A 23,316-nucleotide genomic window follows, 5' to 3' on the forward strand; every position below is an offset into this window, starting at 1 on the left:
CACTCCTCCCCAACGACAGAGGCGACAACCATGCGCAAGAACCTCATTCTCGGCCTGGCCCTCAGCTCGGCGCTGACCCTCGGCAGCTTCGCGGTCGCGGCGCAGTCCGGCCCGCACGGCGACTGGGGCCATCACGGCGGGCGGCACAGCATGATGGCGCTGCACAAGCTCAACCTCAGCGACGCCCAGCAGGCCAGCATCAAGCAGATCATGAAGAGCAGCTTCGAGCAGAACAAGAGCCAGCGGCAGGCGCTGCGCCAGCAGCGGCAGGCGTTCGAGGCGATGAGCCCGACCGACCCCGGCTACCAGGCCGCCACGGCTTCGCTGGCCCAGGCCGAAGGTGCCGCCGCCACCGCCCGCGTGCAGCAGCAGGCCAACGTCCGCGCACAGGTCTACAACGTGCTGACCCCAGCGCAGCAGTCGCAGCTGGCTTCGATGAAGGCACAGCAGCAAGCCCGCAAGCAGCAGTGGCAGCAGTTCAAGGCCCAGCATCCGGCCGGCGGATCGTCGAGCGGCCAGTAAGGACCCGCTGCGCGGCACCTCCTCCCGCTGCGCAGCAGGCAGCCGCGCCGGCTATCGCCGGCGCGGCTTTTTTGATGCCTTGCGAGACTCAAGCAGCGCTTGACGCGCCTGCCGCAGTGACTCTGCGCTGCGCATGCCGCGCCAGCCAGCGGCGAACCTCCGCCAGCACCACGTCCGGCGCTTCCAGGTTGGCGTGATGGCCGGCGCCCTGCACCAGCAGCAGGCGCGCGCCGGTGATGCCGGCGGCCATGCGTTCGGACAGCGCGATCACCTCAGGCTGGTCCTCGCTGCCAACGATCAGCAGGGTCGGCGCAGTGATCTCGTGCAGGCGTTCGAGCGCCGAAGGCTGCGGCTCGCGCTGGTCCAGCGCGGTGCGCCGCCAGTAATTCGGTTCGCGCTGGAAGTTGTGCGCGGTCATCTCACGGGTGCGCCGGCGCACAACGGCATCCACGTCTTCCGGTCGGCGCCGCGGGCCGTCGGTGAAGGCGCGCAGCGAGCTGTCAATCATGCCGGGCACGTCATAGCTGCCGAAGGCCTGCATGAAGGCGCGCGCGGCCGGCGTGCCATTCGCGAACTGGCCCCAGTAGCCGGCGCCCACGAACACCATCGCGTCGACGCGTGCGGGATGCGCCAGCGCGAAATCCAGCGCGGTGGCGGCACCGCCCGAGCAGGCCAGCAACGCGGTGCGCCGCACGCCGCGGGCATCGAGCACCGCGGCGAGGTCCTCGTGATGGGCATAGGCCACGCCCGGTTCGATGGTCGAACGGCCGAAGCCGCGCGCGTCGTGGCGCAGCACGCGGTGATCGCGCGACAACGCGGCGAACTCCGCGTCCCATTGGCCACTGTCGACCAGGAAGCCGTGCAGCATGGCGACGGTGTCGCCGCTGCCGGATTCCTCGACGTGCAGACGGGCACCCTCAACATCGATCAGGTGTGTGGAAACGTTCATGGCTTTTCCTTGATGGCATACGCAATCGGCGACCACTGCCGACGGCCGGAGGGAAGGATCAACGCGCGGCCTTCACGTTGCGTGCCGGCACTGCGGGTACATGGACCGGCGGGGCATAACTGGCCGGCTTGTCGCCCACCGCCACGCCACCGTGCAGACGCGTCTGCTGGGCATCGGCGAACATGTAGTACGGGAACGGACGCTCCGGTGCACTGGCCGCGTCGAGCCGTGCGCGCAGCTCCGCCGGCAGCTCGAAGTCCAGCGCGGCGAGGTTCGCATCCAGTTGCTCCAGCTTGGTCGCGCCGACGATCACCGAGGCGATACCCGGCTGTGTGGCGACCCAGTTCAACGCGACCTGCGCCATCGGCTTGCCGGCCTGCTTCGCCACCGCTTCGAGCGCGGCGACGATCTTCCAGTTGCGCTCGGTGAAGCGGTCGAAGCCCGGTGCGCCGACCACCTTGGCCAGTCGCCCGTCACCATTGCTGCCCGCTTCGCCAGCCTTGTACTTGCCCGACAGCAGGCCCATCGCCAGCGGGCTCCAGGCGGTAATGCCCATACCCAGTTCGGTCGCCAGCGGCACGAATTCGTGCTCGATGTGGCGCTCGGCCAGCGAGTATTCCAGTTGCAGGTTCACCAGCGGGGTGAGCGCGTGCGCCTCGGCGAAGGTCTGCGCCCGCGCCGCATACCACGCCGGCACGTCGGACAGGCCGGCGTAGCGGATCTTGCCGGCGCGCACGAGGTCGTCCAGCGTGCGTACCACTTCCTCGGCAGGTGTGATGCGGTCCCAGGTGTGCAGCAGGTACAGGTCGATGTAGTCGGTGCGCAAGCGACGCAGCGAGCCCTCCACCGCGCGCAGGATGTTCTTGCGGCCGTTGCCGCCGGCATTCGGATTGCCCGGCTGCGCGTTGTAGCTGAACTTGGTGGCGAGCACCACGCGATCGCGCGCACCCGCCTGCTCGATGAACTTGCCCAGCATCGTCTCGCTGGTGCCTTCGGTGTACAGGTCCGCGGTGTCGATGAAGTTGCCGCCGGCGGCGAGGTAGCGGTCGAACATTGCGCGTGCCGTGTCTTCCGCCGCGCCCCAGCCCCAGTCGTCGCCGAAGGTCATGGTGCCGAGCGCCAGACGGCTGACGCGCAGGCCGGAATGGCCGAGGGTGTAGTACGAATCGAGCGACATGGCGAACTCCCGTGGTGATGGACGAGGCGCAGTCTGCGCCTTGCGATTGCCACGAAAAACCGCCAGCATCTTGATGTTCTTTCAAGCACAGCTAATCAATCCAGGGTGCCGGATCTCGGCCATCGCCGGGATGACGGCATTCAGCGAGGTTTCCATGCGCGACGACTACGCCCTGCGCGCTTTCCGCGCGATCGCCGAGCACGGCAGCTTCACCCGCGCCGCGGCGGCGCTGGATGTCACCGCCTCGGCGCTGAGCCAGACCCTGCGCCAGCTGGAAACCCAGCTCGGCACGCGCCTGCTCCATCGCACCACGCGGCGCGTGGGCCTCAGCGAGGCGGGCCAGGAATTGCTGCAGCGGATCGCGCCTGCACTGAACGAGCTGGACGCGGCGATGGATGCGCTGCGCCAACACGGCGATCGCCCCGCCGGCCTGCTACGGCTCACCGTGCCGGACGTGGTGGCGATCGCCCTGCTCGATCCGCTGCTCGGCGAATTCATGGCGCGCTGGCCTGACGTGAAGCTGGACGTCCACGTCGACAACGGTCTCAGCGACCTGATCGCCGAAGGCTTCGACGCCGGCATCCGCCTCGGCGAACGCCTGCAGCGCGACATGGTGGCGGTGCCGGTGAGCGGGCCGATGCGCTCCGTGGTGGTGGGCTCACCCGACTACTTCGCGCGCTACGGCCGGCCGCAGCAGCCGCGCGAACTGGACACGCACGACTGCGTCAACTTCCGCCAGATCAGCAGCCGCGCGATCTACCGCTGGGAGTTCGCGCACAAGAGCGGCCCGCGCAAGGGCCAGTGGTTCGAGATCGCGGTGAACGGCCGGCTCACCGTCAACAGCATTCCGCTGGCGGTGCGCGCTGCGATCGGAGGCGCGGGGCTGGCCACCGTGCTGGAACCGTTCGCGCGCGTGGCGCTGGCCGACGGTCGGCTGGAAAGCGTGCTGGACGACTGGCTGCCGCCCTACGACGGCTTCCACCTCTACTACCCCAGCCGCTTCCAGATACCGCCGAAGCTGCGCGTGTTCATCGACTTCCTGCGCGAGCGTGGACAGGCGGCCGAGGTGGTGCAAGCCGCACCACACCCCGGCCGCAGGCAACGACCGTCTCAGCGGTAACGCCAGTGGCCACCGACCCAGACATGGCCGCCGCCCCAATAACCCGGCACCCACACATGGACGGGACGCGGCGCCACCACCACGCATCCGGTGAGCGCGCAGCTGCCGCCGATCAAGGCGGCGGCGATCAGGCAGGTGGACAGGAAACGACGCATGGCACACTCCTCACGGGGGATGTGCTGCTGGAAACGCCCTGCTCCACGCCGCGATGACGGTCATCGCGGCGCTTTCCGCGCGGAATTCAGCCGGCCCTCATCCACCTGACGCGCAGTCGAATCAGGTTCTTGCGGCACTTGCGACCGCGTGCGTGACGCGATGGATCAGCCGCGCGGCGACCCGCGCGGTGACGTGGTCGCGATCATGCGGCGGCGACAGCTCGGCCACATCCAGCACCTTGACCTTGCCGGTGGCGGCGATCGCGTCGAGCAGCGGCTCGACCACCTCCAGCGGCACGCCGCGCGCGCTGGGCGCGCTGACGCCGGGCGCCATCGCGTGCGGCAGTGCGTCGAGGCAGATCGTCTGGTAGATCACGTCGACGTTCGCCAGCTTCGCCTGCAGCTCCGCGATGCGCGCGGGCAGGTCGAGCAGGCCCAGTTCGTCGTCGCGCACGTAGTGCACGCCCCGTTCGTCGGCGGTGTCGAACAGCATGCGCGTATTCGCCGAGGCGCTGATGCCGTAGACGCAGTAGTCCAGCGGCAGGCCCAGCGCGGCCGCGTGCTCGATCGCCTGCAGGAACGGCGTGCCCGAGCTGCCGCGATCCTGCCGACGCAGGTCGAAATGCGCGTCGATGTTGACGATGGCCACGCGCGGGCGCCGCTCGCCGAGATGCAGTGCCAGGCCCTGATAGGTGCCGAACGCGATCTCGTGTCCGCCGCCCAGGCCCACCGGCAGATGACCGGCGTCCAGCAGCGCGGCGAGCTTTGCGACGTAGCGTTGCTGCGCGCCTTCGAGGTCGCCGTCGACCACGTCCACGGTGCCCGCGTCGTACAGCGGCGTGTCGTCCAGCAGCGGCAGGTTGGACAGCACCGCGCGCAACTCGGCGGGGCCTTCGGCCGCACCGACCCGGCCGCCATTGCGACGCACGCCCTCGTCGCTGGCGAAACCCAGCACCGCCACGCCGGGTGCGGCGCCGGCCACGGGCTCGCGCACCCACTGGTGCCAGCGTCGGGTGGCGGGGCCCTCCGGCAGGTCGATTCGTCCCTTCCAGCCGTTCATCGATTCACCTGCCGCGAGCGACACATGCGCATGCCTGTATGCCTGTTCATGCCGCGCATTGTAGCCGGCACGCTCGCATCCGCTTCACCGCCACCATCGCAGCATGCACGCATGGCGAAGAAAACCGGCGAACGCATCCCGAAGCTGCGCCTGCGCCTGGCCACGCCCGCCGACGTGCCGGCGCTGGTCGAGCTCACCGCACGCGTCTACACGCCCGAGTGGGGCCATTCGGCGGAAATGCTGCGCTCCCAGCAGACGCACTTTCCGCAAGGCCAGTTCGTGGTGGAGTACGAAGGCAAGGTGGTGGGCTACTGCGCCACCTTCCGCACCGACGAGGCCATCGCGCTGGCGCCGCATACCTGGATGCAGATCACCGGCGGCGGCATGGCCTCGCGCCACAAGCCGGATGGCGACTGGCTGTACGGCATGGAAGTGGTGGTGCATCCGGACTACCGTCGCATGCGCATCGGCCAACGCCTCTACCAGGCACGCAAGCGGCTGTGCATGGATCTCAAGCTGCGCGGCATCGTGTTCGGCGGGCGCATCCCGGGGCTGGCGCGCAACCTGCAGCGCTACCGCAGCGCCGAGGCCTACGTGCAGGCGGTGCTGGAAGGCCGGCGCCGCGACCTCACGCTGAGCTTCCAGCTCGCGAACGACTTCGAGATCATCGGCCTGCTGCGCGACTACGTGCCCTCGGACCACGAATCGCTGGGCTGGGCCGTGCACCTGGTGTGGCGCAACCCGCTGCTGCTCGACCAGCCCGACATTCCCTCGATCCCCTCGCCGCGCCAGCTGCCGGACAAGGTGCGCGTGGCCAGCGTGCAATACCTGCAGCGGCGCATCGCCTCGTTCGAGGAATTCGCCACCCAGGTCGAGTACTTCACCGATATCGCCGCCGACTACAGCGCGGATTTCGTGGTGTTCCCCGAGCTGATCACGCTGCAACTGCTGTCGATCGAGAACACCGAACTGCCGGCCACCGACACGATCCGCAAGCTCAGCCAGTACACGCCGCAGGTGAAGGAGCTGTTCGGCCGGCTGGCAGTGCACTACAACATCAACATCATCGCCGGCACCCACCCCACCGAGCAGGCCAACGGCGACATCCACAACGTGTGCTACGTGTGCCTGCGCGACGGTTCCATCCACGAGCGCGAGAAGCTGCACCCCACGCCCAGCGAGCGCATCACCTGGAAGATCACCGGCGGCGAGAGCGCGGCCACGGTGCAGACCGACTGCGGCCCGGTCGGCGTGATGATCTGCTACGACAGCGAATTCCCCGAGGTGGCGCGCCACCTGGTGGACCAGGGCGCGCTGATCCTGTTCGTGCCGTTCTGCACCGACGTGCGCGAGGGCTACCTGCGCGTGCGCTACTGCTCGCAGGCGCGCGCGGTGGAGAACCAGTGCTACGTGGTGCTCTCCGGCAACGTGGGCAACCTGCCCGGCGTCAACAACTTCGACATCCAGTACGGCCAGAGCTGCATCCTCACGCCCAGCGACTTCCCGTTCGCGCGCGACGGCATCGCCGCCGACTCCACCCCGAACAGCGAAACCGTGCTGTTCGCCGACCTCAGCCTGGAAAGCCTGGCCCGCGCGCGCAACGCCGGCGCGGTGCAGAACATCAAGGATCGCCGCTTCGACCTGTACGAGATGCGCTGGCTGCCGAAACCGCGTTGACGGCTCTGCGATAATCGGCGCCTCGCCGCACGGAGCCGCCCATGTCCGCCATCCGCTGGGATCGCCTGTTCACCCACGCCACGCTCGCCACGTTTGACGGCGACACGCCGTTCGGCCTGATCGAGGATGGCGCGCTGGCCTGCGCCGACGGTCGCATCGCATGGGTCGGGGCGATGCGCGAATTGCCGGACGGCGCCACCGCCACGCACACGGAAGACCTGGGCGGTGCGTTGCTCACGCCGGGCCTGGTCGACTGCCACACCCATCTGGTGTTCGGCGGCAACCGCGCCAATGAATTCGATATGCGCCTCAACGGCGCCAGCTACGAGGAGATCGCGCGCGCCGGCGGCGGCATCGTCTCCAGCGTGCGCGCCAGCCGTGCAGCGGACGAGGACACGCTGTTCGCGCAATCACTGCCACGCGCCCGCGCGCTGCTCGCCGACGGCGTCACCACGCTGGAGATCAAGTCCGGCTACGGGCTGGAACTCGATGCCGAACGGCGCATGCTGCGCGTGGCGCGGCGCATCGGCGCGGAACTCGGCATCACCGTGCGCACGAGCTTCCTCGGCCTGCACGCGCTGCCGCCCGAGTACAAGGAGCGCCGCGACGACTACGTGGCCCTGGTCTGCGACACGATGCTGCCCGCGCTGGCCGGCGAAGGGCTGGTCGACGCCGTGGATGCGTTCTGCGAGCGCATCGCTTTCACATCGGCCGAGACGCGCCGCCTGTTCGAGCGCGCGACGCAGCTCGGCCTGCCGGTGAAGCTGCACGCCGAGCAGCTCAGCGACCAGGGCGGCGCCGCGCTGGTGGCGGGCTTCCACGGTCTCTCCGCCGATCATCTGGAACATCTGGGCAACGCCGGCATCGCGTCGATGGCCGAGGCCGGCACCGTGGCCGTGCTGCTGCCCGGCGCGTTCTACGCGCTGCGCGAAACGCACCTTCCGCCAGTCGCCGCGCTGCGCGAACACGGCGTGCCGATCGCGATCGCCACCGACTGCAACCCCGGCACCTCGCCCCTGCTCTCGCTGCGGCTGGCCGCGAACATGGCCTGCACGCTGTTCCGGCTGCCACCCGAGGAGGCATTGCGCGGCATCACCGTCAACGCGGCGCGCGCGCTGGGCCTCATTGATCGCGGCACGCTCGCCGTGGGCCAGCGCGCGGACCTGGTGGCGTGGCATGCGAGGCAGCCGGCCGAGCTGTGCTACTGGATTGGCGGGCCGCTCGTGCGCCAAGTCTGGATCGAGGGCGCTCCCATGTAGGAGCGGCTTCAGCCGCGACCGGCTGGGGAATCGCGGCTGAAGCCGCTCCTACGGCCGCTCCTGCGCGCCCTGAGGCAGGCGCGCCACGACAGCCTCGAAGAACGCCACCGGCAGTTCGGCGTGCACCGGCACCCGCCACCAATGCGGCTGCGCAAAGGCGCGGCACTTCACCGCGTCCTTGTCGGTCATCAGCACCGGCAATTCGTCGCCGTAGGCGAGATCGGTGGCGATGAACGCGTGGTGATCGGGAAACGCATGCTCGATCACCTCAATGCCGGCCGCGCTCAGGTTGGCGAAGAAGCGCGCGGGATTGCCGATCGCCGCCACCGCGTACACGCGCTGCCCCGCGAAGCCTTCCAATGGCTGCATGCGCAGGCCATCCAGCGACACCGCCTCGCCACCGACAAGCCGCATGGGATGTTCGCCGGCTTGCGCCTCGCCGCCGTTGCAGACGCGCAGGTCCACGCGATCCAGCCGGCGCAGCGGCTCGCGCAGCGGCCCGGCGGGCAGCAAATGGCCATTGCCGAAGCGACGCACGCCGTCGATCACGCAGATCTCCACGTCACGGGCGAGACGGTAATGCTGCAGGCCGTCGTCGGCGATCAGCACGTCGCAACCGGCCGCCAGCAGCAACTGCGCCGCCGCAGGGCGGTCGCGCCCCACCGCCACCGGCACGCCGCCGGCGCGGATCAGGCAAGGTTCGTCGCCCACCACGGCGGGATCGGGCGTCTCGTCCAGCAGCATCGATTCGCGCCGGCTTCCGCCATGGCCCCGGCTCACCACGCCGGGGCGGAAACCACGCCCGCGCAGTTCTGCCGCCAGCGCGATGGTCAGCGGCGTCTTGCCGGTGCCGCCCGCGGTGAGGTTGCCGATCACGATCACCGGCACCGGCAGGCACACGCGGCGCAGCACGCCGATGCGATAGAGCATGCGGCGCAAGGCAGTGAGCGTGCCGTACAGGCCCGCCAGTGGCCAGGTCCACCACGGACTGCGGCGCTTGCCGTACCAGGCTTCGGCGAGGTCGTCGGCGAGCGTCATGGACGCCTCAGTCGCCGCCCTGGCTTGCGTCATGGAACTGCATGCGGTGCAGCGCGGCGTAATGGCCGCCCAGCGCCAGCAGTTCGGCGTGGCTGCCGCGCTCCACGATGCGGCCCTGCTCCATCACCGCGATCTGGTCGGCGCCCTCGATGGTGGAGAGGCGGTGCGCGATCACCAGGGTGGTGCGGTGGCGCATCAGCTGCTGCAGCGCCTGCTGGATCAGCCGCTCGGATTCGGTATCCAGCGCGCTGGTCGCCTCGTCCAGCACCAGGATCGGCGCGTTCTTGAGGATGGCGCGGGCGATCGCGATGCGCTGGCGCTGGCCGCCGGACAGCATGTTGCCGCTCTCGCCGATGTGGCTGTGGATACCCTTGGGCAGGCGCGCGATGAACTCCATCGCGTTGGCCGCCTCGGCCGCGGCCATGATTTCGGCCTCGCTGGCGCCGGCCAGCTCGCCGTAGGCGATGTTGTTCGCCACGGTGTCGTCGAACAGCACCACGCTCTGCCCCACCCAGGCGATCTGCCGGCGCAGCGAGGCGAGCGTGTAGTCCTCGTAATTCTCGCCATCCAGCACGATGCGGCCGCCGCTGGGTTCGTTGAAGCGCGGCAGCAGGCTCACCAGCGAGCTCTTGCCGCTGCCCGAGCGCCCCACCAGCGCGGTGACCGTGCCCGGCGCGCAATGCAGGTCCACGCCGCGCAGCGCCTCGAACTCGTTGCGCGGATAGGTGAGCCGCACGTCCTCGAAGCGCAGGTCGCCGTTCGTGCGTCCCAATTCGCGGGTACCGCGGTCGGTCTCCGGCGGCAGGTCGATGATCTCGAACAGATCCTCCGCCGCCGACATGCCGCGCTGGATGTTGGCCTGCACGTTGGTCAACCGCTTCAGCGACGGCAGCATCGTGCCCATCGCGGTAAGCACGGCGAAGAACACGCCCGGCGACATCTGGTTCAGCACCTGCGGTCGGGTGCCCAGGAACACCAGTACCGCCAGCGCGAAGGCCGCCACCAACTGGATGGTGGAACTGGAGGCTGCGTTGGTGGCCGCGATCTTGAGATTCAGCCGCCGTGTGTGCGTGATCACTTCGTCGAAGCGGCCGGCCTCGTGCGCCTGCCCGCCGTAGATGCGCACCTCGCGATTCGCGCCGACCGTTTCCTCCACCGTGCCGGTGACCGAGCCCATCGTGCCCTGGATGCGGCGGCTGATCTGCCGGTAGCGCCGGCTCACCACGGTGGCGATCAAGGCGATCGCCGGCACCATCACCAGCAGGGAAAGCGTGAGGTAGGCGCTGGTGCTCAGCATCACGTAGAACATGAAGATCACGGTGAGCCCGTCGGTCACCCCGATCTTTGCCGCGTCGCTGGAGGCCGAGGCCACCTGCTCGCTGGTGTAGGTGATGCGCGAGATCTGCTGGCCCGAGGGTTCGCTGCCGAAATACGCTGCCGGCAGGCGCAGGTAGGAGGCAAACACGTCGCGCTGCATCGTCTGCACCACGTGCCGGCCGATGTAGGACATGCCGTAGTTGCTGACGAAGGTGCCGCAGGAGCGCAGGAAGAAGATGCCGATGATCCAGATCGGCATCCAGAAGATCAGGTAGGGATTCTTCTGCACGAACAGGTTGTCGATCATCGGCTTGAGCAGCTTGGTGAAAGCCGCCAGGCCGCCGCCGTCGAGGATCATGCCGACCAGCGCGACCAGGCCCACCGCCCAGTACCGCCGGCTGTAACCCAGCAGCCGCTTGTAGACGGCCCAGGTGTGCGCGTCCCAGATCGCGGTCCTGCCGCCGCTCATTGCGCCTCGCCCGGCTTGCTCGGCGTGGTGGCGATCGACAGGCGGGTGAAGCCGAGCTGGCCCAGCGCGTCCATCGCGGTCACCACGCTCTGGTGCGAGGACAACGCATCGGCGCGGATCGTCACCGGGCGATCGTGGTCACCGTTCGCGTTGCGGGCTATCACCTGCTTCAGCGCATCGATGCCCTCGCTCGGCACCGCGTCGCTGCCCACCCAGTAGTGGCCGTCGCGGTCGATCATGATGGTGAGCGCAGGCGCGTTCATGTCACGGTCCTGCACGCTGGCGTTCGGCAGGGTGACCTGCATGCGCGAGTGCTGGATGAAGGTGCTGGTGAGCACGAAGAACATCAGCAGGGTGAGCAGCACGTCGATCAACGGCACCACGTTGATCTCGAACTCGTCCTGGCGGCGGTCGTTGCCGATGCGCATGGAATCAACCTGCGTTCGGCGCGACGGTTGCCGCCGTGCGGCGCGGACGCGCCGTCACCGGCGGACTCAGGGTCAGCTCGTCCAGCAGCGCGGTGGCCTGCTTCTCCATCTGCACGCAATAGCCGGCCACGCGCGAACGGAACCAGCGGTGCAGCACGTAGGCGGGGATCGCCACGGTAAGGCCGGAGGCGGTGCAGATCAGCGCCTCGCCGATGCCGCCGGCCATCTTCGCCGGGTCGCCGATGCCGCCGGCCATCACCTGCATGAACATCCGGATCAGGCCGATCACCGTGCCGAACAGGCCCAGCAGCGGACCGATCAGCGCGATCGTGCCCAGCGTGCTGAGGTAACGCTCCATCTCGTGCACGATATGGCGGCCGGTGTCCTCGATGCGCTCCTTGATGATGTCGCGCGACTGGCTGCGCACCGCCAGCGCCGCGGCCAGCAGCTCGCCCAGCGGCGAGCCGTTCGACAGCGCCTCCAGGTGCTTCGGATCGAGCTGGCCGGCGCGCGCCCACTGGCGCACCTCCTCGCCCAACCCCGGCGGCAGCACCGCCTTGCGCCGCAGCGTCCAGCACCGCTCCAGCACGATCGCCAGCGCCACCAGCGAGCACACCAGGATGGGCAGCATCGCCCAACCGCCAGCCATCAGGATATCGAGCACGTTCGTCCCACCGGGCGTTCAAAACGGAGAGGCCGCATCATAGCAGCCGGCCCGGATGGTTCCGTGGCGCGCGTGGCAGTACCTGAACGACTTGGCGCGGTTACGGTTGCTCGCGCCAGTAGCGCGGATCGCGCAACCGCCAGCGCCCGCTCACGCGGGCCGGAGATTCGGCCGGAAATTCGACGCCGATCGCCCCGCTGTCGGCGGTGTTCAGCACCGGCACGCCTGCTTCCGCGTAGCGCGCCATCACTTCGGGCTTGGGATGCCCGAAGCGGTTGCGCCAGCCCGCCGAGACGATGGCAAACGGAGGATCCACGGCGTCGATGAAGTCCGCGTCGGACGAGGTCTTGCTGCCGTGGTGAGGCACCAGCAGCACCGGCGACGGGCCATCGCCCAGCGCCGCCGCCACGACCGGCTCGACTTTCGACGTGATGTCGCCGGTGAGCAGCAGCCGGCCGCCGGCTCCTTCGACCAGCAGCACGCAAGAGCGGTCGTTGCCCTTGCCGCCGGCATCCGCCGCCGGACCCAGCACGCGGAAGCGCACACCGTCCCACGTCCAGCTCTGTCCGGTTTCGCACGGCGTCATCGGCATCGGCATGCGCTCCGGCTCGCCCGCATAGCGCCGCGCCTGCGGGAACGCGGCGACGACCGCCGCCGCACCGCCGGCGTGATCGTTGTCGGCATGGCTCACCATCAAGGCATCGAGCCGCGCGATGCCCAGCGCGTGGATCGCCGGCAGCACCGCCGCCTCGCCCAGGTCGAAGCCCGAGGGGTAGCGCGCGCCGGTGTCGTACAGCAATACATGCCCGCGGGTGCGCAGCAACACCGACAGGCCCTGCCCCACGTCCAGCACCCAGGCCTCGAACGCACCCAAGGCCGGTTTCGCCAGCGGCGGCCACAACAGCGGCAGGAACAGCACCAGACCCAGCGCGCGCAAAGGCACGCCGCGCGGCAGGAACAGCCACAGCGCGCCCAGCGTCGCCAGCAGCAGCGCCCACGGCGCCATTTGCGGCAGATACCAGTGCGCACCCGGCCAGGTCGCCATGTGCTCCAGCAGCCACCATTGCGCATGCGCGAGCTGCGCCGCCAGCCACAGCACCGGCGTAGCCAGCGGCGGGCACAGGCCCAGGCACAGCATGCCCAGCAGCGCACAGGGCACGATCACGAAACTCACGAACGGCACCGCGATCAGGTTCGACATGGCGCCCACCAGCGAGGCCTCACCGAAGAACCACATCGTCAGCGGCAACAGCGACACCGTCATCAGGATCTGCCCCGCGGTGAGCTCGTGCAGGAAGGCGCGCAAGCCACGCCCGTGCGACTGCAGGCACAACATCAGCAGTCCCACGCCGGTGAACGACAACCAGAAGCCCGCGGCCAGCACCGCCAGCGGGTCGAACGCCAGGATCGCGATCATCGCCAGCGCCAGCGACTGTGCCCCATCGCCGCCCCGTCGACTGCAACGCGCCAGCGCCACCACCGCGATCATCAGCAAAGTGCGCACGGTGGGCAGGCCGAAGCCGGCCAATGCGCTGTAGATGCCCGCCGCCAGCAGTGCACCGGCAGCCTGCGCCTGCACCCGCGGCCAGCGCAGCGCCAGTCCCGGCCACAACAGGTACAGCGCGCTCGCCAGCCACACGCCGAACACCGCGGACACGCCCACGTGGAAACCGGAAATCGCGATCAGGTGCGGAATGCCGTTCGCGCGCGCCACCTCCCAGTCGTGCTGACTCAGACCGCGCGTGTCGCCCACCGAAAACGCCTGCAACAGCGCCGCATCGTGCGGGTCGCGCACCCGCGCCGCGATCCCGCGCGCAATCGCCGCGCGCACGCCATCCACGCACCACGCACGATCCAGCTTGGCGTTGCCCGCATCCTCGCGCACATAGCCGGTCGCCACGATGCGGCGCTGCAAGGCCATGCGCTCGCCATCCGCCGTGCCGGGGTTGAGCAGGCCGCGCGGCCGCTTCAACCGCAACAGCAGGCGCCAGCGTTCGCAGGGGGCGAGTGGCGGCGCCGCGTCGTACCACGACACCATCGCCTTTCCACGCAAGGGCACCGGTTGGCCATCCAGCGTGGCGGTGTCGATCTCGAAGGCGAAGCGGGTGGCGTCGTCGCGCTCCAGCGGCAAGTCATCGATGTGGCCGGTGACCACGAAGTCGCGGCCTTCCAGATCGCGCGGCAAGCGGGAGTCCATCGCTCCCGCACCCGCAGCCATCGCCCACAAAGCGCCGGCACAAACACACAACGGCAGGCGCCAGCGCGGAAGGCGCCAGAACATCGCGGCCACAGGCAGCAACAGCGTCAGTGACAGCCAGTGCGGCGGCAGGATCGGCAACCATTGCACCGCGAGCACGCCAAGCAGCAACGCCGGCGCGGCCAGTGTTGCGGTGAATGGCTTGCGCAAAGCTCCCGACATGGCCGCCTCCTGTATCGGTCGAGGCTATCGCGCCCACCGCGTGGAATCGGACGAAAAGCGTGTAGGTCTGCGCCCTGACGACAACAAGTCGACGAGCACGGCATCGGCGGCGGTTGCCGTGCATATCCACGGTTGTGGTTGGATAAACCACAGCCGCCCGGATGACGCGATTTGCACGACTGCGCTACGTGCGAACTGGCTTCGATACGATTCGCCAAGTGATTGATACAGGGCTGGAACCTGCCGCTTGACGTGGTGCGACGAGGCGCGGACGATGCCATGCATATCCCCGGATTCGGGGGTCTACTTCGCGTTAGGTGCCATGGGAATGCTCGACAAATTTCTGGATAGAGTACCGGGTCACTTCCAATACGGTCGTGAGGCGGACTTCCCATGGTCGTCTCGTGATCGATCCGTTTGGTACGCTTTGCTCGTGACAGAGCCCACTGGCATAGAACGCTACGGTTTCACTTCCGCCGTCGCCCAAAAGCAAAAACTCCTTGCCGCCCTTCAGCATCTACGCCCATCAAGCAAGGCGCTTCTCCTTGGCGTTTGGACAGGAAACTACCGCACAGATCTGTTCGTGTTAGACATCCAGCAAACAAAAGAGAGGCTGCAAGCCGTCACGGCTGGCACCTAACCATTCCGTAAGAGACTTCCGATCAAGCCCGGGCGCATGATGCTTTTGCCCTGAGCTTTCGGGCCACTGCTGGTCATGGTGTTGTCCTGTTTTCTACGTGCTGCGCGTCAGTGCTGTGCGTGCTGCAACGAGTGTCAGACGGCATTTCCGTAACCGGTCTTGTTGAGCCGATGTGGCCGACTCGGACCTCTGTATAAACCGCACCCGAAGACCTCTTTCGTTCATCGGACTGTCCGGGGATCGGGGATCGGCCGAAGCGCCGTTTGGACGTCCATCCAGTTAGCCAGGTTCTCTCCGGGGTGGTCTGACCTGTTGTCTACCGTGTCGCGCTGACGATGGAGCGAAACTTCTTCTAGGCCATGTGCCTCGCGTGGCTTTGCCGGTGCATCGGATGGTTCAGGCACGCGTGCGGGTCGTAGTCCACGTCGTGCGCCAGTACCGCCCAGATCTGCCGGGCGTGCTTGTTGGCGATGGCCACGATCACCTTGCCGAAGGGCAGGCGCCCATCGAGTGAGCGTATCCACAGCTGTTCCGGGGTGGCTTTCTCCGTGGCCACGGCCTTGGCCCGCTGCAGGCTGCTGCGGGCGCCCTGGATCAGCAGCGTGCGCAGGTAGGCATCGCCGCGGCAGCTGATGCCACCCAGTTGCGCATGCCCGCCGCTGGAATGTTGCGTGGGCACCAAGCCGAGCCACGCGGACATCTGCCGCCCCTGTTTGAACTCGCGGGCGTTGCCCACCGTGGCCACCGCCGCATCGGCGGTGATCGGGCCGATGCCCACCATGGCGCGCAACTGCACGCACCGCGCGTCCTGACGCGCGTGGGCTTCGATGCGTGCATCGCACGCGTCGAAGTGCAGGCGCACCTGCGTCCAGTGATCGGCCAGGTCACGCAGCAACTCCTTGAACTCGGCGGGCAGTGCGAGCTGCGCATCCAGGTCCGCCAACCGTCGACGCAGCGCCCGATCGCTCTGCGCCACGATCACGCCGAACTCGGCGAGCAGGCCACGGATGCGATTGCCGATGGCGAGCGATTCGGCCTTGTAGCCCTCGCGCACCCGATGCCACGACAGGCGCACCTGCTGGTCGATGTCCTTGACCGGCACGAAGCGCATGTTGCCCTGGCGCGCCGCGGTGGCAATCGCCTCGGCGTCGGCGCGATCGTTCTTGCTGCGCGAGCTCTTGCGGAACGGTTTGACGAACTGGGCGGCCATGATCTTCGGCTGCAAGCCGTACGCCTGGCAGCGCCGCGCCCAATGGTGTGCCCCGCTGCATGCCTCCATCGCCACCACCGTGCCCGCCGGCAGCTGCGGCAGCCACGCGATAAACGCATCGCGACGCAGATCCTGCCGCCGCCGCACGTGGCCGGCGCCGTCCATCTCGCACGCCGAAAACACGCTCTTCGCCAAGTCCACACCCAGGGTTATAGTGCTCATGGAGACTTCCTCTTCTGCTGACGGTTGTGTCGCAACACCATCATGGCCTTCGAGGCCGTAAGGGGAGGAAGTCTCTTTTTACTCGTTCAAGGCGGACGGCTTCGCCGCCGCTTAACTCCAGCGTTAGGCCATATGAAAAACATCGCAGCGCTGACATTGATTGTTCTTTCATTCCCGGCCCTAGCTGCGCCCCAAGAAAAATGGCTGGCACCTCTTCCGGCGTCTGCTGGCGGGTGGGCATCTTGGGTGCATATCCCAAGCGACGCCTTCTTCGAGGTTCCCGCCGATAAACTGGCCGCCGCAGAACGACGCCTTTCTGCAGAAGCGTTCTTGACCCAAAAACATAGCGATCTTCAGTATTTCAACCACCCCAATTTCAACTGTCCCTCCTCAACAAAACCTTACTTGGTACGCGCTTACACAAACGGCAATACCAACGGCGCTTTTAGCCTTCATTGGGCAGGCCCAGACCTTGTTGTTTCCTATGGCTCACTAGGTGGTGGTAACCCACCAGTCAAATCGGCCCTCGTAGCATGCCTCTCCAAGAGTCCGCGCACTGTCTTTAGCGCATTGTCGAGCGCGCTATGAGGCCGAACATTTCAAGGCGGACGGCTTCGCCGCCGCTTTAACTCAAGCGTTAGGCCTCACATGACAGATCCGAGAGACTCCCTTCCCGAAGCGCTCGTGGTTGTTGAGCGTGACGGAGTTCATCGCATCGAGATTCGCGAAGTTCTTCGAGAAGGTGAGTCATGCTTCCCCATCTTTGCGAGATCCGACGGTACAGAGGTGCGAGTACCTATCGACGGTGCAAAGCTCAGAAGCACGATAGATGGGCGGGTTCCGGCAGATCTGATCTACAACGGTGGGGCGCTTGTGGCTCCTCAACAAGATGTATGAGTAACCCGGGTCCGCCTCTGGCGCGCACAATACGCGCCTGCTTTTTCGGGGCCCCTCGGCGGCGGTGAGGCGGGGACGAGAAGGCCGCGCAGCGGGCGAGATCAGGGATGAGCTCGCCTTTTCGCGCGGGCAGGAGCCAGCTCGAGTTATCGTCTTTAAGCCGGCCCGGCCACGACTCACGGACTTTCCGTCCATGGAGGGACGGAAAGCGACGCCGCGGGGTGTCGTTTCCTCTTGGTTACTTCTCCTTGACTCCGGGCATCCTGCCCTCCGCCCTCGCAGGCCAGCTTCGCTGTTCGCCGCCGCTCCTGCGGCGGCGTGGACAAGCAAAGGAGAAGTAACTCGGGCGTCCGCAGGACGCACGAAACCGCTTTGAAACTTGCGAGAACGCGGAAGCAAAAGCCCCTCTCCCCTACCCCTCTCCCACAAGTGGGAGAGGGGAAAACCACGGAGCTATTCGCGCGGCTTCTCGCGCAACACGCCGCCGTGCAGCACCAGCGTGCGATCCATCCGCCCCGCCAGGCGATGGTCATGGGTGACCAGGACGAAGCTGGTGCCCACCTCGCGATTGAGCTCGATCATCAGCTCGTAGACCTGTGCCGCGTTGCCCTCGTCGAGGTTGCCGGTGGGCTCGTCGCCCAGCACGCAGGCGGGTTTGGTGACCAGCGCGCGCGCCACCGCGCAACGCTGGCGTTCGCCGCCGGAGAGCTCGCTGGGCTTGTGGTGGGCCCGCGCGCCCAGCCCCACCCGTTCCAGCAAGGCATTGGACTGCTGCTGCGCCTCGGCGATCGCGGTGCCGCGGATCAGCAGCGGCATGCATACGTTCTCCAGCGCGGTGAACTCGGGCAGCAGATGGTGGAACTGGTAGACGAAGCCCAGCGAACGATTGCGCACGCGGCCGCGCTCGGCGTCGGAGAGCTTCGACAGCTGGCGGCCGTCCACCTCCACCTCGCCGCTGGAGAGCGTGTCCAGCCCACCCAGGATGTGCAGCAAGGTGCTCTTGCCGGTGCCGGAGGCGCCCACGATGGCCATGGTCTCGCCACGCTTCAGCTCGAAGCTGACGTCGCTGAGTACCGGGGTGTTGAGGCCGCTCTCGGTGTAGGTCTTGGCCACGCGATGGGCGCGCAACACGCAATCGTTCGACGGCATCGGGTTCTTCTCACTCATAGCGCAGCGCCTGCGCCGGCTGCGTGCGCGAGGCGCGCCACGCGGGATACAGGGTGGCCAGCAGCGAGAACGCGAACGTGACCAGGGCCACCCAGCCCACGTCGTGCAGTTCCAGCCGGCTGGGTACCTCGCTGATGTAGTACACGTCCGGCGAGAGGAACTGCACGTGGAAGACGTGCTCGATCACCTTCACGATGCCCGGCAGTTTCCACGACAGCAGCGAACCCAGGCTCACGCCGAAGCCGATGCCGACCAGGCCCACCAGCAGGCCCTGCACCATGAACATGCCCATCACGCTGCGCGGCGTGGCGCCCAGCGTGCGCAGGATCGCGATGTCGGCCTGCTTGTCGGTGACCAGCATCATCAGCATCGAGACCAGGTTGATCACCGCCACCAGGATGATCAGCGACAGGATGACGCCCATCACCTTCTTCTCCATCGAGATCGCGGAGAACAGGTTCGCGTTGGTCTGCTCCCAGGTCTGCACCTGGTAGATCTGGCCCAGCCGGTCGGCCAGCTCGTGCGCCACCGGGCGCGCGTTGAACAGGTCGTCAAGCTTCAGGCGGATGCCGCTGGGGCCGCTCAAGCTGTTGAGCTTCTCGGCGTCCTGGATGTTGACCAGGGCGAGCCCGGAGTCGAACTGCTCCATGCCCATCGCGAACGTGCCGACCACGTGGAAGCCGCGCATGCGCGGCACGCCGCCGAACGGCGTGGCGCGGAACTCCGGCACCGCCATCACCACCTGGTCGCCCACGTTCACGCCGAGCTGGGTGGCGAGATCCTGACCCAGCACGATGTTCCAGCTGCCGGGCGTGAGCGCGTCGAGCTTGCCACGCACCATGTGCTGGCCGATGTCGACCACCTTGGGTTCCAGCGCGGGATCGACGCCGCGCACCATCGCCGCGGCCGGCGCCCGGCCTTGCAGCAGTGCCTGGATTTCCACGTAGGGCGCAGCGCCCTTCACGTGCGGATTCGCCTCGGCGATCTTCAGCGCACGCGGCCAGTCCTCGATGCTCTGGCCGATGCCGGAGATGGTGGCGTGCGAGATCGCGCCGAGGATGCGCGTCTTCATCTGGTAGTCGAAGCCGTTCATCACCGACATCACCGTGATCAGCGCGATCACGCTGATCGAGATGCAGACGATGGAGACCGCGGAGATGAAGGAGATGAACTGGTTGCGCCGCTTGGCGCGGGTGTAGCGCAGGCCGATGAAAAGCTCGAGCGGTCGGAACATGGGCGGTTGCAGGCTCTTGGTGGGCGGCTCGCCCGAAGGAACCGGCATTATCCGGCATTCGCTGGGACAACGCAGGCGCCGCGAAGTGCCTGCGGAAGCCGTGGGTTCAGATGCGCGGCGTGGCTTCGTCCAGTTGCACGGTAGCCAGCCGCATGCGCAGGCGGCGGCGGATGTCCGCATCGCTGTTGTCCGGCGCCAGCAGCAGCACCTGCTCGCCCAGCGGAGCGGCGCGCAGCCGCAGCAGGATGCAGGCGCCCAGTACGCGAAACGAAGCCAGGCTGGCCGGCAAGTCGTTGTGATCGGCGAGGCGCAGGCTCCAGCCGCCCTCGCCGCTCCAGCCCGCCGCCCGCACCGGCGAGGCCGACCAGCGCCGCATGGCACGATGCGCGACCAGCGCCACGGCGACGAATAGCGCCGTCTTCAGCCACCACGGCAGGCCGCTCAGCAGCACCGCCAGCATGGCCAAGATCGCCGTGGCCAGCAGCAGGCGCGGCAACCAGCGCGAGGGCCGGTATTCAAAGCCGATGGCGGGCGCGGATGTCATCGATGATCGCCTGCCAGTCCGCGCGCGGCGCCTTCGCGTGGCCCATCACCCAATCCCACAGGTCGGGATCCTGCACGTCGAGCAGTTCGTCGAAGGCTTGCTGTTGCGCCTCGTCGGCATGCGGGAAGGCTTCATCGAGCCAGCTGCCGAACAGCGCGTCCAGCTCGCGGGTGCCGCGGCGGGTGCGCCAGCGGAGGCGCCCGCTCTTATCCATGACAGTTGGCGCGCAGCGCCGCGTTCGCTCCCTCTCCTCTGCGGGGAGAGGGTAGGAGTGAGGGCGCTTCAACAAAGCAACGCTGCGAAGCCGCGTTTACCCCCTCTCCCCTGCAGGGAGAGGGTTGGGGAGAGGGGTCAATCTTGCCTCGATCCATCATCGGTAGCCTTCCTCGTTCAACCTTCCCGCGAGCCCCCGCCCCACATCCGCCCTTCGGGCCCCTTCTCCCCGGAGGGGGAAAGGGAAAGATGTTTCTTACGCGCGCCGCTCCACCATCAGCTTCTTGATCTCCGCGATCGCCTTGGCCGGGTTCAGACCCTTCGGACAGGTGCGCGCGCAGTTCATGATGGTGTGGCAGCGATACAGCTTGAACGGGTCTTCCAGGTCGTCCAGGCGGGCGCCGGTGTCTTCGTCGCGGCTGTCCACGATCCAGCGGTAGGCCTGCAGCAGGATCGCCGGACCGAGGTAGCGGTCGCCGTTCCACCAGTAGCTGGGGCAGCTGGTCGAGCAGCAGGCGCACAGGATGCACTCGTACAGGCCGTCGAGCTTCTTGCGGTCTTCCGGCGACTGCAGGCGCTCCTTGTCAGGCGCGGCGCTCTGCGTGCGCATCCACGGCTTGATCGAGGCGAACTGGGCGTAGAAGTGGGTGAGGTCGGGCACCAGATCCTTCACCACCGGCATGTGCGGCAGCGGGTAGATCTTCACGTCGCCCTTGGCCACGTTGTCGATCGCGCAGATGCAGGCCAGCGTGTTGGTGCCGTCGATGTTCATCGCGCACGAACCGCAGATGCCTTCGCGGCAGGAACGGCGCAGCGTGAGCGTCGGGTCGATCTCGTTCTTGATCTTCAGCAGCGCGTCCAGAACCATCGGGCCGCACGCGGCCAGATCGACCTCGTAGGTGTCGATGCGCGGGTTCTGGCCGTCGTCCGGGCTCCAGCGGTAGATGCGGAAGGTGCGGGGCTTCTTCGCATCCTTCGCCGGCCAGTGCTTGCCCGGCTGGATCTTGGAATTCTTGGGTAGCGAAAACTCTGCCACAGTGGCTCTCCAGTCCGGGGATCAGTAAACGCGCTTCTTCGGCGGCACCACCTCGACCTCGTCGGTCAGGGTGAACATGTGCACCGGGCGGTAGTCGAAGCTGGTCTTGCCGTTTTCGTCCACCTTGACCATGGTGTGCTTCATCCACTCGGCGTCGTTGCGGTCGGGGAAGTCCTCGCGCGCATGGGCGCCGCGGCTTTCCGGGCGCTGCTCGGCCGAGTGCATGGTGGCCACGGCCTGGTCGAGCAGGTTGGCCAGCTCCAGCGTCTCGATCAGGTCGGAGTTCCACACCATCGAACGATCGCTGACCTTCACGTGCTTGAACGAGGCGTGCACGGCGTCGATCTTCTCGCAGCCTTCCTTGAGCGTTTCACCCGTGCGGAACACCGCGGCATCGGTCTGCATGGTGCGCTGCATGTCGAGGCGGATCTGTGCGGTGGGCAGCTCGCCGCTGGCGTGGCGCAGGCCATCGAAGCGGGCCAGCGCCTGGTCCAGCGCACTGGCCGGCAGGTCCTTGTGCGCGGCGCCGGGCTGGATGAGTTCGGCGCAGCGGTGCGCCACCGCGCGGCCGAACACCACCAGGTCGAGCAGCGAGTTGGAACCCAGACGGTTGCCGCCATGCACCGACACGCAGGCCGCCTCGCCGATCGCGAACAGGCCCGGCACCACGGCGTCGACGTCGCCACCCTTCTTCTGCACCACTTCGCCGTGGTAGTTGGTCGGGATGCCGCCCATGTTGTAGTGCACCGTGGGCAGGATCGGGATCGGCTCCCTGGTCACGTCCACACCGGCGAAGATGCGCGCCGACTCGGCAATGCCCGGCAGGCGCTCGTGGATCACCTCGGGGCCGAGATGCATCAGGTTGAGGAAGGCGTGGTCCTTGTGCTCGCCCACACCGCGGCCTTCGCGGATCTCGATGGTGATGGCGCGGCTGACCACGTCGCGCGAGGCCAGATCCTTGGCGCTGGGCGCATAGCGCTCCATGAAGCGCTCGCCCTCGGAATTGGTGAGGTAGCCGCCTTCGCCGCGCACGCCTTCAGTAATGAGGCAGCCGGCACCGTAGATGCCGGTGGGATGGAACTGCACGAACTCCATGTCCTGCAGCGCCAGGCCGGCACGCAGCACCATGCCGCCGCCGTCGCCGGTGCAGGTGTGCGCCGAAGTGGCGCTGAAATAGGCGCGACCGTAGCCGCCGGTGGCCAGCACCACGGCCTGGCCGCGGAACAGGTGCAGCGTGCCCTCGTTCATGTCCAGCGCCAGCACGCCGCGGCAGACGCCCTCGTCGTCGAAGATCAGGTCGATCGCGAAGTACTCGACGAAGAACTCGGCATCGTGCGCCAGTGCCTGCTGGTACAGCGTGTGCAGGATCGCGTGGCCGGTGCGGTCGGCGGCGGCGCAGGTGCGCTGCGCGGTGCCCTTGCCGTAGTGCGTGGTCATGCCGCCGAACGGGCGCTGGTAAATGTGGCCGTCCTCGGTGCGCGAGAACGGCACGCCGTAGTGCTCCAGCTCGATCACCGACTGCGGCGCGTTCTTGCACATGTACTCGATCGCGTCCTGGTCGCCCAGCCAGTCGCCACCCTTCACGGTGTCGTAGAAATGGAAGCGCCAGTCGTCCTCGCCCATGTTGCCGAGCGCGGCGGCGATGCCGCCCTGCGCCGCCACGGTATGCGAGCGGGTCGGGAACACCTTGGTGATGCAGGCGGCCTTCAGGCCCTTCTCGGCCAGGCCGAAGGTGGCGCGCAGGCCGGCGCCGCCGGCGCCGACCACCACCACGTCGTACTTGTGCTGCTGGATCTTGTAGCTTTCCACGGTCAGGCCTTGATGTCGTATGCAAAGCAGGCCGCGCCATGAGCTGTTTGCGCGCGGGACAAGGATGAGCGAAGGAGCGTATGTCGATAC

The 23,316-nt window shown here is 67.6% G+C and carries 21 protein-coding genes; 5 read left to right on the forward strand and 16 right to left on the reverse strand.

Features of this window, described 5'->3' with window-relative positions; genetic code table 11:
- Positions 1-30: 30 nt before the first annotated feature.
- Positions 31-522 (forward strand): Spy/CpxP family protein refolding chaperone, encoded by a 492-nt coding sequence (locus AB7878_RS01880; protein WP_369492729.1) that lies wholly within the window; start codon positions 31-33, stop codon positions 520-522.
- 88 nt (positions 523-610) lie between these two features.
- Here the strand turns inward: AB7878_RS01880 and AB7878_RS01885 are convergent, their stop codons facing one another.
- The gene (locus AB7878_RS01885) at positions 611-1,471 is read right to left on the reverse strand and encodes an alpha/beta fold hydrolase (protein ID WP_369492730.1); all 861 of its coding nucleotides are present in this window, start codon (positions 1,469-1,471) and stop codon (positions 611-613) included.
- A gap of 58 nt (positions 1,472-1,529) precedes the next feature.
- Positions 1,530-2,648, reverse strand: a complete 1,119-nt coding sequence (locus AB7878_RS01890) for an aldo/keto reductase (protein WP_369492731.1) — start codon at positions 2,646-2,648, stop codon at positions 1,530-1,532.
- A gap of 154 nt (positions 2,649-2,802) precedes the next feature.
- Between AB7878_RS01890 and AB7878_RS01895 the strand changes: the two genes are divergently transcribed.
- The gene (locus AB7878_RS01895) at positions 2,803-3,768 is read left to right on the forward strand and encodes a LysR family transcriptional regulator (RefSeq protein WP_369492732.1); all 966 of its coding nucleotides are present in this window, start codon (positions 2,803-2,805) and stop codon (positions 3,766-3,768) included.
- Here the strand turns inward: AB7878_RS01895 and AB7878_RS01900 are convergent.
- Together AB7878_RS01900 and hutG are read right to left on the reverse strand one after the other, a co-directional pair.
- Positions 3,759-3,923, reverse strand: a complete 165-nt coding sequence (locus AB7878_RS01900) for a YXWGXW repeat-containing protein (protein ID WP_077484350.1) — start codon at positions 3,921-3,923, stop codon at positions 3,759-3,761. The genes AB7878_RS01895 and AB7878_RS01900 overlap by 10 nt on opposite strands.
- A 121-nt stretch (positions 3,924-4,044) precedes the next feature.
- Entirely contained in the window at positions 4,045-4,983 is a 939-nt protein-coding gene (hutG, locus tag AB7878_RS01905) for a formimidoylglutamase (RefSeq protein WP_369492733.1), read from the reverse strand.
- A 111-nt stretch (positions 4,984-5,094) separates the two neighbouring features.
- Here hutG and AB7878_RS01910 point away from each other — a divergent pair, with 111 nt between their 5' ends.
- Positions 5,095-6,660, forward strand: coding sequence for a GNAT family N-acetyltransferase (locus AB7878_RS01910; RefSeq protein WP_369492734.1), 1,566 nt, complete (start codon positions 5,095-5,097; stop codon positions 6,658-6,660).
- A gap of 41 nt (positions 6,661-6,701) precedes the next feature.
- Complete coding sequence (gene hutI, locus AB7878_RS01915; RefSeq protein ID WP_369492735.1) at positions 6,702-7,919, forward strand: imidazolonepropionase; 1,218 nt, start codon at positions 6,702-6,704, stop codon at positions 7,917-7,919.
- Between the two features lie 48 nt (positions 7,920-7,967).
- Here the strand turns inward: hutI and lpxK are convergent, their stop codons facing one another.
- The 6 genes from lpxK to AB7878_RS01945 all read right to left on the reverse strand — a co-directional run bounded on the left by lpxK (position 7,968) and on the right by AB7878_RS01945 (position 16,326).
- Entirely contained in the window at positions 7,968-8,957 is a 990-nt protein-coding gene (gene lpxK, locus AB7878_RS01920; RefSeq protein WP_369492736.1) for a tetraacyldisaccharide 4'-kinase, read from the reverse strand.
- A 7-nt stretch (positions 8,958-8,964) separates the two neighbouring features.
- Positions 8,965-10,743, reverse strand: coding sequence for a lipid A export permease/ATP-binding protein MsbA (gene msbA, locus AB7878_RS01925; protein ID WP_369492737.1), 1,779 nt, complete (start codon positions 10,741-10,743; stop codon positions 8,965-8,967).
- Positions 10,740-11,171, reverse strand: a complete 432-nt coding sequence (locus AB7878_RS01930; protein WP_369492738.1) for an ExbD/TolR family protein — start codon at positions 11,169-11,171, stop codon at positions 10,740-10,742. The genes msbA and AB7878_RS01930 overlap by 4 nt, the downstream gene beginning before the upstream one ends.
- 4 nt (positions 11,172-11,175) lie before the next feature.
- Entirely contained in the window at positions 11,176-11,820 is a 645-nt protein-coding gene (locus tag AB7878_RS01935; protein WP_369495700.1) for a MotA/TolQ/ExbB proton channel family protein, read from the reverse strand.
- A gap of 115 nt (positions 11,821-11,935) precedes the next feature.
- Positions 11,936-14,254, reverse strand: a complete 2,319-nt coding sequence (locus tag AB7878_RS01940) for a DNA internalization-related competence protein ComEC/Rec2 (protein WP_369492739.1) — start codon at positions 14,252-14,254, stop codon at positions 11,936-11,938.
- Between the two features lie 992 nt (positions 14,255-15,246).
- Positions 15,247-16,326: an IS110 family RNA-guided transposase gene (locus AB7878_RS01945; protein WP_369492740.1), complete on the reverse strand. Its 1,080-nt coding sequence runs from the start codon at positions 16,324-16,326 to the stop codon at positions 15,247-15,249.
- A 42-nt stretch (positions 16,327-16,368) separates the two neighbouring features.
- Here AB7878_RS01945 and AB7878_RS01950 point away from each other — a divergent pair, with 42 nt between their 5' ends.
- Positions 16,369-16,914 carry a hypothetical protein gene (locus tag AB7878_RS01950; protein ID WP_369492741.1) on the forward strand — a complete coding sequence of 182 codons (546 nt, stop codon included), beginning with the start codon at positions 16,369-16,371 and terminating at the stop codon, positions 16,912-16,914.
- Between the two features lie 762 nt (positions 16,915-17,676).
- Here the strand turns inward: AB7878_RS01950 and lolD are convergent.
- The 6 genes from lolD to sdhA all read right to left on the reverse strand — a co-directional run bounded on the left by lolD (position 17,677) and on the right by sdhA (position 23,226).
- Positions 17,677-18,390, reverse strand: coding sequence for a lipoprotein-releasing ABC transporter ATP-binding protein LolD (gene lolD / locus AB7878_RS01955; protein WP_369492742.1), 714 nt, complete (start codon positions 18,388-18,390; stop codon positions 17,677-17,679).
- Positions 18,383-19,624, reverse strand: a complete 1,242-nt coding sequence (locus AB7878_RS01960) for a lipoprotein-releasing ABC transporter permease subunit (RefSeq protein WP_369492743.1) — start codon at positions 19,622-19,624, stop codon at positions 18,383-18,385. Before AB7878_RS01960 ends, lolD begins: the two co-directional genes overlap by 8 nt.
- 106 nt (positions 19,625-19,730) lie before the next feature.
- Positions 19,731-20,168 (reverse strand): protein YgfX, encoded by a 438-nt coding sequence (locus tag AB7878_RS01965; protein WP_369492744.1) that lies wholly within the window; start codon positions 20,166-20,168, stop codon positions 19,731-19,733.
- Complete coding sequence (locus AB7878_RS01970; RefSeq protein WP_369492745.1) at positions 20,140-20,382, reverse strand: FAD assembly factor SdhE; 243 nt, start codon at positions 20,380-20,382, stop codon at positions 20,140-20,142. Before AB7878_RS01970 ends, AB7878_RS01965 begins: the two co-directional genes overlap by 29 nt.
- Before the next feature lie 255 nt (positions 20,383-20,637).
- Entirely contained in the window at positions 20,638-21,417 is a 780-nt protein-coding gene (locus AB7878_RS01975; protein ID WP_369492746.1) for a succinate dehydrogenase iron-sulfur subunit, read from the reverse strand.
- A 21-nt stretch (positions 21,418-21,438) separates the two neighbouring features.
- Positions 21,439-23,226: a succinate dehydrogenase flavoprotein subunit gene (gene sdhA / locus AB7878_RS01980; RefSeq protein WP_369492747.1), complete on the reverse strand. Its 1,788-nt coding sequence runs from the start codon at positions 23,224-23,226 to the stop codon at positions 21,439-21,441.
- Between the last annotated feature and the right edge of the window lie 90 nt (positions 23,227-23,316).

This window comes from Rhodanobacter humi, from assembly GCF_041107455.1.
In the GTDB taxonomy this organism is placed as follows: domain Bacteria; phylum Pseudomonadota; class Gammaproteobacteria; order Xanthomonadales; family Rhodanobacteraceae; genus Rhodanobacter_A.